We start from the raw sequence: 12,198 nt of genomic DNA on the forward strand, positions 1-12,198 counted from the left end.
GCTACTCCGCATCCCGCACGCCGCGTCCCGCGTCAGGCGATGGCGGTACGCCGGGTGAGTTCCGGGCGCCGCGGCGGCACGATCGCGTTGGCGATCGCGACGACGAGCGGCAGCACGACGGCGAGGGTCGCGAGCAGCCACCACGGCACGTCCGCGAGCGAGAGCTCCCGGCCGATGTCGCCCTGGGACTGCAGCATGAAGCCGATCGGCGGCAGGATGCCGGCAACGGCACCGGCGGCCGTGCCGAACCCGACGATGACGAGCCCCTGCCAGAACCCGATCCGGCGGCGGAGCGCGTTCGTGCCCCCGACGGCGGTGAGGGTGGCGTCGTCGGGGCGCCGCTCGAACCGGGCGAGCCCGAGCGCGACGGCGCTGGCCCCGACGACGAGCACCGCCATCGCGGCGAGCAGGGGCACGATCCACACTTCCGCGCCCGTCGGTCCGCTCTCGATCCAGACGGATGCCGCGTACGCGTCGTTCTGCACGCCCTCACCCAGGGCGAACAGGCGGTCGCGCTGGTCGGTCGTCGGGGGCGTGTCGAACGCACCGAACACGACGTGCGGCTGCATCGTGAGCCCGACGGCGTCGGCGGTCGCGGGCGACATCGCCACGACGATGGCCTGCTCGCGCGCCGTCACGACGAACGCGTCGACCGTCTTCGTCCACAGCGGCGGCTCGGTCTCGAGCCCTTCGGGCGGGACGAACACGTTGTTGGGGGCCCTGCCGAACTGCCACTGCCGTTCGGACCAGGCGGCCACCTCGATCGTGTCATCGGTGACGAGCGCAGGCTGGGTGACCAGCGCCGCCCCACTCTCGTACGCGGCGCGCTGGGCGCGGTCGAGTCGGATGCCGGTGGCCACCTCTATGTCGTCGACGTCGAGGACCGTGATGTTGTTCTGCGGGTCGGACAGCTCGCCGTAACCGCCGAAGGCGCGAGCGTCGTCGGCGTCGAGGAGCGCGCTCTGCGGTACGAGGGCGGTCGCCCGTACGAGATCGGCGGGGACGCCGTCCTCGGAGTCGGCCCAGACGGTCGACTGTCGCAGCGCCACCGCCGTCTGCGACACCCCGACGTCGCGGAAGATGTCGATCGTCGCGGCGGCCGCCTCGTCGGCCTGTTCGGTCGTGAGTGCGTCGGGGCCGCGGGAGTAGAGCGTGCCGATCGCGGTGCCGACGGGCGCCGAGTAGGTCCAGGTGCGCTCCGACAGGCCGGTGCTCATGCTCACCATGCCCATCGCGAAGACGCCCGCGAAGACGGTCGCACCGATCGCCGCGAAAGCCGGAACCGTGCGCGCGCCGTTGGCCACGGCGTCGCGCGAGGCGATGCGCGCCGCGATCCCCAGCTTCGCGAGGGCGAGCGAGGTGAGCCACAGGAGCCAGCGCCCCGACAGCACGATGCCGAGCTGGGCGAGGATGGGGCCGCCGATGATCCCGACGATGGGGAGCCACCGCAGCGGCGAGTCCCACGGCACGGTGGAGTTCGTCGCCAGCGCCGCCGCGAGCAGTCCGCACACGACGGTGATCCCGACGCCGACCACGAGCATGAGCGAACCCCACAGCGGCCGGGCGGCCGTCACCCGCTGCGGGCGACGCGCGCCGCGCAGCGCGCTCATGGCATCCGATCGGGCCACACCCCGTGCCGGCACGAGGGCGGAGGCGGTGCCGACGAGCACGGCGAACACGAGGATGCCGGCCAGCAGCGGCCACGGCACGTGGAAGCCCCAGAAGCGCACGGCGGAACCGTCGTCGAGGAAGCGGATCGCGACGGCCGCGACGCCGACGCCGAGCGCGGTGCCGACGATGCCCCCGAGGAGACCGAGCACGGTTCCCTGCAGCCGCACGGTGCGCCGGAGGTCGCGAGCGTCGGCGCCGACGCTCGCGGCGATCGCGAGGGCCCGCTGCTGCCGTCGCGCGCTCACCGCGAACGCGGCTCCGGCCAGCATGACGACCATGTAACCGGCGGCGACGGCCGCGGCGGCGAGCGTCGCCACGAGGGCGAGCCGGTTCATCTGCGCCTGGTACTCGGGGTCGCTCACGTTCATGCCGTCGGGCGAGAACCCGGGCGGGTCGAGGACGACCTCGCGGGAGTAGGCGATGACACCGCCCTCGTTGAGCTGCTGCACGCCGGCCCAGTCGAGACGGAGCTCGGGCAGGTACCACCGGCCGGGGAAGCGATCGGCGTCGTAGAAGGCGATCGCGCTCTCGGCATCCGGCAGGGTGGCCGCGTCGATCGTGCCGGTGACGAGGTATTCGTCGCCCGTGTCGGCGTCGGTGATCGTGCCGCCGATAGCCGTCCCCGCGCGGGCGAGGGTCGCCGGGGTCACCATCACTTCGCGCTCGTCGGTGGGCGCGCGCCCGTCGACGACGTCGTAGCGTCCCGCGAATCGCGAATCCCAGACGGCTCCGGACCATGCCTGCACGGGAGCCAGGCCCGCCGCCGTCTCGATGCGCACCCGCCCCTCACCGACGTAGACCGTCTCGGTGCCGGCGGGGAGCGCGTCGAGCGGGTCGGTCGGGATCTCGCCCTCCGGTTCGACCCACCCGGCCTCGCCTTGCGCCGCGTAGCCGGTCCACTGCGGCTCGGTCGGCATCTGCCACATGCCCGCCCCGGGAACGCCCACCGGCTGCACCCACGCCTGCATCCGGCCGAGTTCGACCGCCGCCTTCTCCTCCGGGCTGCCCATCATGCTGTCCACGAAGACCGCGGCGCCGGCGAGCCCGGCGATCGGAAGCGCCACGAGCGTCGCGATCAGCAGGCTCGACACCCACGTGCGGCGTACCTGGCGACGCGCGAGCCGCCCGGCGACGCGCCAGCGCGACCACCGGGAGCCCTCCCGCCGGGTGCGCGCGGCCGACGTCGGGGCGTGCGGAACCGTCCCCACGGACTCCGCACGCTCCCGTCGGCGTGTCACCGCGTCCCCGCCAGGAGCGAGTCCGCTCCCGCCCGTTGCGACTGGTCGACGATGCGACCGTCGCGCAGGAACACGATGCGATCCGCCCAGGCCGCATGGCGCGCCTCGTGCGTGACGAGGATGCCGGCAGCCCCCTGGTCCACGCGCGAGCGGATCATCTTCATGACCGCCTCCCCCGTCACCGAATCCAGTGCGCCCGTCGGCTCATCGGCCAGGATGAGGCGGCGGCCCCCGACGACGGCGCGCGCGATCGCGACGCGCTGCTGCTGACCTCCGGAGAGATCGTCGGGGTAGGAGTCGTACTTCGCGTCGAGTCCGACGGAGGCGAGCGCATCCCGACCCGCACGGCGTGCTGCGCGGGCTCGGAAGCCGTCGAGCTCCAGCGGCAGCGTCACGTTCTCGAGAGCCGTGAGGGTCGGGATGAGATTGAAGTCCTGGAACACGAATCCCAGGGAGCGTCGGCGCAGCTGCGCGAGTTCGCGCGTCGACGCGGTCGACAGGTAGGTGCCCTCGACGATGACCTCGCCCGTCGTGGGCTTCTGCAGGCCTCCGGCGATCGACAGCAGCGTGGATTTGCCCGAGCCGGACGCCCCCATGATGGCGACGAGTTCGCCCTTGTCCACCTCGAGATCGACACCCGACAGCGCCGACACGCTCGTCGCGCCCTCGCCGTACTGCTGGGTGACGCCGACGAGTTGGAGGATGCCGCTCACGCCCGCGCCTCACGGACCGCGGCCGGGCGTCCGCGCTTGGGACGCTCCGTCGACAGTTCGAGGGCCATCGCGTGCCCCGGGTGCATGGCGAGGCGCTGCTCGGTGTGGTCGAGCCAGCGCACTTCGGCCTCGGCGGCGAAGATCATGGAGTCCACGACGAGCGACCAGGCGAGTTCCTCGGGTCCGTCGGGGTTCGCGCCGGCGTACTTGGCGCGGTTGAGCTCCTGGAGCTGCGACAGCGACGCCAGCCGCTGGGTCTGGATGACATCGCCCACGTCGACGCCCGGGAGGGTCGCGGCGACGGCGAGCTTGATCGCGAGCTCGTCGCGCGTGCCCTGGTTGCGTTCGACGGGCGAGGTCAGCCACGCCCGCACTTCGGCGGAACCGGCATCCGTGATCTGCCAGTAGACGTGACCCTGCTCGTCGACGTCGCCCTTCGCGACGAGTCCGTCGCGCTCCAGACGGTCGAGCGTGTTGTAGATCTGGCCGACGTTGAGGGGCCAGGTCGAGCCCGTGCGCCGGTCGAACTCGGCGCGGAGCTGATAGCCGTAGCAGGGACCCTGGTCGAGGATCGCCAACAGGCTCTGTCGTACGGACACGGCTTCTCCTCCGATGGGCATACCCGGTATGTGATTACCGAGTATATGCATGCCGAGTATGGCCTCGTCAACCGAGTCCTTCTCCGGCGCGCCGCCTCAGGGTCGCCGTAGGGTGGAGGCATGGCCGACGATCCGCGGCTGGATGCCGCTCGCTACCGCGCACGTCAGGCGGCGCGCGCCGCGGGCGAGGACGCGGATGCCGACGAGCAGCCTGTCGCGGACTCCTCGCCGCCCTCGCCCGGCGCCGCCGCGACCACCGCCCACGAGCGCGCGCTGTACGTCGAGACGGCGATCCAGCAGGCGATCCGCCGCGGCGACTTCGACGATCTCCCCGGCTCCGGCAAACCCCTCGAGGGTCTGGGCGACCACCACGACCCGGACTGGTGGATCCGCCGGAAGATCCAGACGGAGCAGCTCACGGGACTCGGTCCGCCCGCGCTCCGGCTGCGCGTGGAGCACGCCGAGTTCGAGGCGCACGTCGACGCGATGCACCGGGAGCAGGACGTCCGGGAGTACGTCGCCGACTTCACGCGGCGCGTCATCGAGGCGCGGCGCCAACTGCAGGGCGGACCCCCCGTCGTCACCCCGACGCGCGACGTCGAGGAGGAGGTCGCCGCGTGGCGGGAGCGTCGCAGCGCACGCACGCCACCGCCGGCCGACGAACCCGCACCGCGACGTCGTGGCATCCGGGGCTGGATCAGAAGCCGGCGAGCCAATCGTCGAGCAGACGGGCGATGACCGCCGACTCCGCCCAGGACATCTCGGGGGCCTCCGTGCGCCCGGCACGCAGGGCGTCGATCACGGCGTCGGCTTCGGCGGCCATGGGCTGCACGACGGGAGTGACGATCTGCGTCGTCGTCCCGTCGGCGCGGCGAAGCGTCGCCGTCGCGGGGCTCTCGGAGCGGCTCCCCCACACATCCGGGATCTCCAGCACCCCGCGCGCACCCGTCACCCGCGCGGCGGAGGTCTGATCCTCGACGATCGAGGTGTGCAGCACGGCGCGCGACCCGTCGAGGTCGAGCGTCACGGATGCCGTCTCGTCCACGCCGGTGTCGCCCCGCAGGCCGGTCGCCTCGACGACGGAGGATGCCGTGAGGTCGCGCCCGGCGACGGCGGCGAGGCCGACGGCGTACGAGACGGGGTAGCACCCCACGTCGAAGATCGCGCCGCCGGCGGTGGCCGGGTCGAACAGGCGTCCCGTGCGGGTGCCCGCCGCGAAGCCGAACGACGCCTCGATGCTCTGCAGCTCCCCGAGGTCTTCGGCGACGACCTGGCGCACGCGGTCGGCGAACGGACCGAACCGGTACTTGAACGCCTCCACGAGCGGAAGGCCCGCGGCGGCCGCGTGCGCGAGCAGCGCGTCGGTGTCGGCGGGAGTCACCGTGAGGGGCTTCTCGCACAGCACGGCCTTCCCGGCATCCAGCGCGGCGTGCACGAGATCGGCATGCGCGGGGTGGACGGTGGCGACGTACACGGCGTCGACATCGTCGCGCGCCAGCACGTCGGCGTAGGTGCCCGCGACCGGCGCCCCGTGAGCGTCGGCGAACGCGCGGGCCCGCGACGCGTCGCGCGCCGCCACGGCGTGCAACCGTCCGGTGCGGGACTCCGGAAGTCCCGTGAGGAAGTCGAGCGCGATGCCTCCCGCGCCCAGGATCGCCCAGCGTGCGAGGTCAGTCATGCCCACACGCTAGCGCGGCCTACGCCCGCAGGGCCTGCTCGATGTCGGCGAGGAGATCGTCGACGTCCTCGATGCCGACCGAGAGGCGCACGACCTCGACGGGCACAGCCGCCTCGGTGCCGCGCACGGAGGCGTGGGTCATGGCATCCGGGTAGTTGACGAGCGATTCGACGCCGCCGAGCGACTCCGCGAGCTGGAAGAGCCGCGTCGACTCGGCGAAGCGGCGTGCAGCCTCCCCCGATTCGAGCGCGAGCGACACGATGCCGCCGAATCCGCGCATCTGACGGGCCGCGATCGCGTGCCCCGGGTGTGCTTCCAACCCCGGGTAGTACACGCGGACGACGCGTTCATGCCCGTCGAGGAATGCGGCGATCGCGGCCGCGTTCTCGCTGTGGCGCTGCATGCGCACGGCGAGCGTCTTGATCCCGCGCGTGGTGAGCCAGGCGTCCAGCGGTCCCGAGACGGCGCCGACCGCGAACTGGAGGAAGCCGATCCTCTCGGCCAGCGCGTCGTCGTTGAGCACGAGCGCGCCGCCGACGACGTCGGAATGTCCGCCGAGGTACTTCGTCGTGGAGTGCACGACGACGTCGGCGCCGAGGGCGAGCGGCTGCTGCAGCGCCGGGGTCGCGAACGTGTTGTCCACGACGACGAGCGCACCCGCATCGTGGCCGAGCGCGGAGAGTTCGGCGATGTCGGTGATGCGCAGCAGAGGATTGGAGGGGGTCTCGACCCAGAGGATGCGCGGGACGCGCTCGCTGACCGCCGCACGCACGGCATCCGCGTCGCTCATGTCGACCACCCGCAGGCGCACACCCCACGGCCCGAGGATGCGGGAGATGAGGCGGTGCGTGCCGCCGTACACGTCGCTGCCGAGGAGCACCTCGTCGCCGGGCTGCAGCACGGCGCGCAGGAGCGCGTCCTCGGCGGCGAGGCCCGACGCGAACGAGAACGCGTGCGCGCCGCCCTCGATCGCCGCCAGCTGCGTCTGCAGCGCCGTGCGCGTGGGGTTGCCGCTGCGGCCGTACTCGTATCCCTGCCGCAGCCCACCGATGCCGTCCTGGGCATATGTCGTGGAGAAGTGCACGGGCGGGATGACGGCCCCCGTCGTGGGGTCGAACTCCTGGCCGGCGTGGACGGCGAGGCTGGCGAATCCGCGGGCGGCGTCGGAGGCGGTCATGCGAGGGTTCCCGTCGTGTCGGTGAGGAGGGCGTCGTGACCGTGGTCGGTCATCCACTGGTCGTCGAAGATCTTGCTGAGGTAGCCGCGGCCATGGTCGGGGAGGAGCACGACCAGCACGGCGTCGGAGGGCAGGTCACGCGCGACGCGCAGCGCCGCCGTCACCGCCATGCCGGACGAGCCGCCTACCAGGAGACCCTCCTCGCGCGCCAGACGACGTGTCATCGCGAAGGACTCCGCGTCGCCGACGCGCTCGTAGCGGTCGACGACGGCGGGATCGAAGGTCGCGGGCCAGAAGTCCTCGCCGACCCCTTCGACGGCGTAGCCGTGGATCGGGCCGCCGGAGTAGATCGATCCCTCGGGGTCGGCCCCGACCACGACGACCTCGCCCGCGCTGGCCTCCTTCAGGAAGCGTCCCGTGCCGCTGATCGTGCCGCCCGTGCCGATCCCCGCGACGAAGTGGGTGATGCGCCCGTCGGTGTCGCGCCAGATCTCGGGGCCCGTCGTCTCGTAGTGTCCGCGGGGGCCGTTGAGGTTGCCGAACTGGTTCGGCTTGAACGCGCCGGGGATCTCTCGCGCCAGCCGGTCGGACACCGAGTAGTAGGAGTCGGGGTGCTCGGGCGGCACGCTCGTCGGGGTCATGACGACCTCGGCGCCGTACGCCTTCAGCACGGCGACCTTCTCACCCGCGAACTTGTCGGGGACGACGAAGACCATCCGGTAGCCGCGCTGCAGGGCGACGAGCGCGAGGCCCACGCCGGTGTTGCCGCTCGTCGGCTCGACGATCGTGCCACCGGGCTGCAGCAGCCCGTCGCGCTCGGCGGCGTCGATGATCCGCGACGCGATGCGGTCCTTCGCGGAGCTGCCGGGGTTGAAGTACTCGATCTTCGCGAGGACCGTGGCACCGATGCCGTCGGTGACGCTGTTCAGCCGGACGAGGGGCGTGTTGCCGACGAGGTCGGCGATGTGGGATGCGTAACGCATGGGGTGTCCTGGTGTTCGAGCCGTGCGCGCAGAGGCACGGCGGTTGTCGGGGTCGTCGAAGGTGCGCGCGAGCGCTCAGCGACAACAACGACAGGTCAGGTGCACGCGACCACCGTAACCCGCACCGCGCACCCGGGCAAGTCGTCGACCGCGGCCGGCGTTGCATGTCGCTGTATGACGGATGCCGGGGCCCCGGCATCCGGTTCCGGCTCGGCGTCGCCTAATGTTCCGGCATGGCCACCGACCCGACCGACCGCCCCGCCGGCATCGACCCGCGCGGACCGCGCGTGACCGCCGCCATCACGAGCGTGCTGCTGCTCGTGGGCACGTTCCTCTCCCTCTTGGGCGCCGCCACCCGGACGGGCACGACGCTCGCCGAACGCGTCGCCGATCCCGGCTTCCTCGTGCTCGCGCTCGTCGACGCCCTCTTCGTGTGGGGTGTCCTGTCGCCGTCCACCGCCCCGTGGGGCGTGCTGTTCCGCACGGTGGTGCGTCCGCGGCTGAGCGCGCCGACCGAGCTCGAAGACCCCCGCCCGCCCCGGTTCGCCCAGGGCGTCGGCTTCGTCGTCGTCACGATCGGCCTCGTGCTGCACCTGGCCGGCGTACCGTGGGCGCTGCCGGTCGCCGGCGCGGCCGCGTTCGTCGCCGCCTTCCTCAACGCGGTCTTCGCGTTCTGCCTCGGCTGCCAGATCTACCTGGGGCTCGCACGCATCGGCATCCTTCGCCCTTCGGGCGGACTCGTCGGCGCCTGATCCGCTCGTGACCGACACCTTCGACGCCGCAGCGACGCCGGGCCCGACTTCGGGTGAGGGGGCGTAGTCGTGGCATCCGTCATCGTCGTCGTCGGCAACCCGCAGCCCGACTCGCGCACGCGTGCCGTCGCCGAGACGGTCGCCGCCGAGCTCGCGCGGCGCTCCGGCGCCACGGTCGAACCCACGATCGAGCTGGCGGGGATCGCCGACGAGTTGTTCCGGCATCCGAGCCTCGCCGTCGAGGACGCCCGCGCGCGCGTGCTCGCCGCGGACGTCGCGATCGTCGCGAGCCCGACCTACAAGGCGACGTACACGGGGCTGCTCAAGGCCTTCCTCGACCGTTTCGACACGGGGTCCCTGCAGCACGTGACCGCCGTGCCGCTGTTGACGATCGGCGGACCCGCGCACGCGCTCGCCGTCGAGCTGGCGCTGCGTCCCCTCCTGGTCGAGTTGGGGGCGTCGGTGCCGACCCGCGGCATCGCGTTCCCCGCGGGGCAGGTGGACCGGCGCGCGGAGGTCATCGCGGAGTGGGCGGATGCCGAGTGGCCGCGCCTGCGTCACGCCCTCGCGTGACGCCGCCCGGTCGTTGAGCGAGCGCAGCGAGACGAAACGCCGCCGCGGTCGTTGAGCGAGCGCCGCGAGACGAAACGCCGCCCCGGTCGGTGAGCGAGCGCAGCGAGCCGAAACGCCGTCCCGGTCGTTGAGCGAGCGCAGCGAGACGAAACGCCGTCACCCTCCCCGGATCGACGTTTCGCCTCGTCGCTGCGCTCCTCGCTCAACGACCGGACACACCGTCACCCCTCGGTCGTTGAGCGAGCGCAGCGAGACGAAACGCCACACCCTCCTCCACACCCTCGGTCGTTGAGCGAGCGCAGCGAGACGAAACGCCGCACCCTCCTCCACACCCTCGGTCGTTGAGCGAGCGCAGCGAGACGAAACGCCACACCCTCCTCCACACCCCCGGCGTGTCGGAAGTTGTCCACAGGAAGCAGCCGTGATCTGGGTTTTGTCGCCGGGAATGTCGGTGCCCCCGAGAAGAATCGGAGCATGACAGGGACCACGCCGACCGCATGGCAACAGCGCATCGAAACGCTGCTGCACGCGCTCGCCGACGCACGCCGCGACGCCGCCGCAGCCCAAGCCCGTGAGGTCGCGCTGCTGGCCGAGGCAGTCGAGATCGCCGACGCGATGGCACAGGATGCCGGTGGGCCCGCATCTGCGGCCGACCTCCCGATCCGGTCCCTCGCGGCGCAGATCGGCGCCGCCGCGCGCATGTCGGACCGGACCGTGCAGAAGCACATGTCCGATGCTGTGGTCTTGGTAGAGAAGTTCCCCGCGACGTTCGCCGCGTGGGCGTGCGGCGACATCTCTCGCGGGCACGTGCGGGTGGTGGTGGATGCCGGGGCGGCGCTCGACGACGATGCCGCACGGGCGGTCTACGAAGACGCGACGCTAGAGATCGCCCGGCGGGAGACACCGGGACGACTGAAACCCGCCGCACGGCTCCTCGCCGCACGATTGCACCCGGTCCCCCTGCAGGAGCGGCACACCGCGGCCGCGACCAAGCGGGAGGTGTGGGTGCGCGACCTCGACGACGGGATGGCGGAGTTGATCGCGATCCTCCCCGCGGCGATCGCCCACGGCATCCGCGACCGCCTCGACCAGTACGCGAGACGCGTCGTCGATGCGCGAGACACCACCGACTCACGCACCACCGACTCACGCGCCGCCGACACGCGTCGGGTCAGCGAGGTCCGTGCTGACGTGTTCGCCGACCTCCTCCTCACCGGACACGCCACACCCGACGTCTCGAACGACGCCATCCCCGCCGGGGAGGCGATCATCGCCCGCGTGCAGGTCACCGTCCCGGTGCTCACCGCGGTCGGGGCGGACGACACCCCCGCCGAACTCATCGGGAAAGGACCCATCGACACCGCCACCGCCCTCCGCCTCGCCGGAACCGCCACAGGGTGGGACCGGGTCCTCACCCACCCCGCCACCGGCACCGTCCTCGCCGTCGACCGGTACCGGCCCAACGACCACCTCAAACGCACCCTCCGCGTCAGGGACGAACACTGCCGGTTCCCCGGCTGCCGCATGCCCACCGGCCGGTCCGACATCGACCACACCATCGCCCGCGAACACGACGGGCCCACCGAACTCACCAACCTCGCCCACCTGTGCCGCAGACACCACATGTTGAAACACCACTCCGCCTGGCGAGTCAGGCAGACACCCGACGGCATCCTCCACTGGACCAGCCCCACCGGACGCCACTACCCCGACCACCCCGCCCGCACCCTCACGTTCACCACGGAACAAGCGACGACCGGCACCGGGCCACCCACCGAGCCAACGCCGTTCTGACCTCTTTGACGGAGTCGCCCCTCCGCCGAAGGGACTCACTCCCGCCGGCGAGTCCACCTTCCCGCCGATCGCGCACACCGCACCACCCGCCGCACCCACCGCACCACCCGCCGGCATTCCCCACCGCACAGCGGTCACGCGCTCACACCGCGGAGATGACCTCGGCAGGGGTCGCGCCGCGGGCGATCGGCCGACCGGGCGACCGGGTCCACTGGCTCCACGCGCCCGGGTAGACGCGCGCGTCGATACCGGCGACCGCAAGGGCGAGCGCCGAATGCGCCGAAGCGATCCCGTTGTTGCAGTACAGCACGACGCTCACGCCCGGACGGATGCCGTGTCCGGCGAGCGCGGCACGCAGCCGCTCCGGGGCGTGCAGCCGCCCATCGGGTGCGATGTGCGACACCGTCGGAACGTTGACGGCGCCGGGGATGTGCCCCGCGCCGGGGTCGAGACCTGCGACCTGACCGCGATAGTGCTGCGGCGCACGGACGTCCAGGAGGACACCCTCGCGCGGAGCCACCGCGGCATCCTGGATCGTCGCGACCGCGAGCGTCGAGGCGGGGAGTCGCACGCTCCCCGGGGGCGGGGCATGGTCGCCGCGCACAAGGTCGTAGCCGGCGGCGAGCCACGTCCGGAAGCCCCCGTCCAACACGCGGATGTCGACGCCGTACCCGCGCAGGAGCCACCACGCTCGAGCCGCGGCAACACCGTCGTTGTCGTCGTAGGCGACCACCCGCTCGCCCGGCTGCAGCCCCCAGCGCCGCGCCGACGACTCCAGTTCGGCGCGTTCCGGAAGCGGGTACCTGCCCTCCTCCGGCCGGCCCGGACGAGCCAGTTCCCGCTCCAGGTCGACGTACACCGCCCCGGGAAGGTGCCCCTCCAGGTACGCGGGCCGCCCCTCGGGCTCGTTGAGGCGCCAGCGCACGTCGAGGAGACGCGGCGGGGCGGCGCTCTCCAGTTCGGCGTGCAGCCGTGCGGCGGCGACGAGCGGGGACGACATGACCTCATGGTCGCCGAGGC

General features: G+C 72.4%; 11 protein-coding genes. 4 read left to right on the forward strand and 7 right to left on the reverse strand.

All coding sequences use genetic code 11. The features are described 5' to 3' along the window. Positions 1-32 precede the first annotated feature (32 nt). From P0Y48_09435 to P0Y48_09445, 3 genes are read right to left on the reverse strand one after another with little or no spacing between them, the layout of a single operon-like run. The gene (locus P0Y48_09435) at positions 33-2,879 is read right to left on the reverse strand and encodes an ABC transporter permease (protein WEK12692.1); all 2,847 of its coding nucleotides are present in this window, start codon (positions 2,877-2,879) and stop codon (positions 33-35) included. Between the two features lie 26 nt (positions 2,880-2,905). Continuing rightward, entirely contained in the window at positions 2,906-3,622 is a 717-nt protein-coding gene (locus P0Y48_09440) for an ABC transporter ATP-binding protein (GenBank protein WEK12693.1), read from the reverse strand. Further along, a complete protein-coding gene (locus tag P0Y48_09445) occupies positions 3,619-4,221 on the reverse strand; it encodes a PadR family transcriptional regulator (GenBank protein ID WEK12694.1) in 603 nt (200 codons plus the stop codon). The genes P0Y48_09440 and P0Y48_09445 overlap by 4 nt, the downstream gene beginning before the upstream one ends. A 120-nt stretch (positions 4,222-4,341) precedes the next feature. Between P0Y48_09445 and P0Y48_09450 the strand changes: the two genes are divergently transcribed. Further along, on the forward strand, positions 4,342-4,959 hold the full coding sequence (locus P0Y48_09450; GenBank protein ID WEK12695.1) for a DUF1992 domain-containing protein: 618 nt from the start codon (positions 4,342-4,344) through the stop codon (positions 4,957-4,959). Here the strand turns inward: P0Y48_09450 and P0Y48_09455 are convergent. Genes P0Y48_09455 through P0Y48_09465 form a run of 3 tightly spaced genes read right to left on the reverse strand, consistent with a single transcriptional unit; the run spans position 4,919 to position 8,059 of the window. Next, entirely contained in the window at positions 4,919-5,899 is a 981-nt protein-coding gene (locus P0Y48_09455; GenBank protein WEK12696.1) for a Gfo/Idh/MocA family oxidoreductase, read from the reverse strand. The two genes, P0Y48_09450 and P0Y48_09455, sit on opposite strands and share 41 nt — an antisense overlap. Before the next feature lie 19 nt (positions 5,900-5,918). Further along, a complete protein-coding gene (locus P0Y48_09460) occupies positions 5,919-7,076 on the reverse strand; it encodes a cystathionine gamma-synthase (GenBank protein ID WEK12697.1) in 1,158 nt (385 codons plus the stop codon). Beyond that, positions 7,073-8,059: a pyridoxal-phosphate dependent enzyme gene (locus P0Y48_09465; protein ID WEK12698.1), complete on the reverse strand. Its 987-nt coding sequence runs from the start codon at positions 8,057-8,059 to the stop codon at positions 7,073-7,075. Before P0Y48_09465 ends, P0Y48_09460 begins: the two co-directional genes overlap by 4 nt. Before the next feature lie 233 nt (positions 8,060-8,292). Here P0Y48_09465 and P0Y48_09470 point away from each other — a divergent pair, with 233 nt between their 5' ends. The 3 genes from P0Y48_09470 (at position 8,293) to P0Y48_09480 (ending at position 11,178) form a co-directional block, all read left to right on the forward strand. Next, entirely contained in the window at positions 8,293-8,811 is a 519-nt protein-coding gene (locus P0Y48_09470; protein ID WEK12699.1) for a DUF4395 domain-containing protein, read from the forward strand. Between the two features lie 69 nt (positions 8,812-8,880). Continuing rightward, the gene (locus P0Y48_09475) at positions 8,881-9,384 is read left to right on the forward strand and encodes an NAD(P)H-dependent oxidoreductase (GenBank protein WEK12700.1); all 504 of its coding nucleotides are present in this window, start codon (positions 8,881-8,883) and stop codon (positions 9,382-9,384) included. A gap of 474 nt (positions 9,385-9,858) precedes the next feature. Beyond that, positions 9,859-11,178, forward strand: coding sequence for a DUF222 domain-containing protein (locus P0Y48_09480; protein ID WEK12701.1), 1,320 nt, complete (start codon positions 9,859-9,861; stop codon positions 11,176-11,178). Between the two features lie 142 nt (positions 11,179-11,320). Here the strand turns inward: P0Y48_09480 and P0Y48_09485 are convergent, their stop codons facing one another. After that, the gene (locus P0Y48_09485) at positions 11,321-12,178 is read right to left on the reverse strand and encodes a sulfurtransferase (protein ID WEK12702.1); all 858 of its coding nucleotides are present in this window, start codon (positions 12,176-12,178) and stop codon (positions 11,321-11,323) included. Positions 12,179-12,198: the final 20 nt, after the last annotated feature.

This window comes from Candidatus Microbacterium phytovorans (assembly GCA_029202445.1).
Taxonomy (GTDB): Bacteria; Actinomycetota; Actinomycetes; order Actinomycetales; family Microbacteriaceae; genus Microbacterium; species Microbacterium phytovorans.

Coding starts and splice junctions, on each gene's coding strand:
- P0Y48_09450 (WEK12695.1), top strand. CDS start 4,342: ATGGCCGACGATCCGCGGCTGGATGCCGCTCGCTACCGCGCACGTCAG.
- P0Y48_09455 (WEK12696.1), bottom strand. CDS start 5,899: ATGACTGACCTCGCACGCTGGGCGATCCTGGGCGCGGGAGGCATCGCG.
- P0Y48_09460 (WEK12697.1), bottom strand. CDS start 7,076: ATGACCGCCTCCGACGCCGCCCGCGGATTCGCCAGCCTCGCCGTCCAC.
- P0Y48_09465 (WEK12698.1), bottom strand. CDS start 8,059: ATGCGTTACGCATCCCACATCGCCGACCTCGTCGGCAACACGCCCCTC.
- P0Y48_09470 (WEK12699.1), top strand. CDS start 8,293: ATGGCCACCGACCCGACCGACCGCCCCGCCGGCATCGACCCGCGCGGA.
- P0Y48_09480 (WEK12701.1), top strand. CDS start 9,859: ATGACAGGGACCACGCCGACCGCATGGCAACAGCGCATCGAAACGCTG.
- P0Y48_09485 (WEK12702.1), bottom strand. CDS start 12,178: ATGTCGTCCCCGCTCGTCGCCGCCGCACGGCTGCACGCCGAACTGGAG.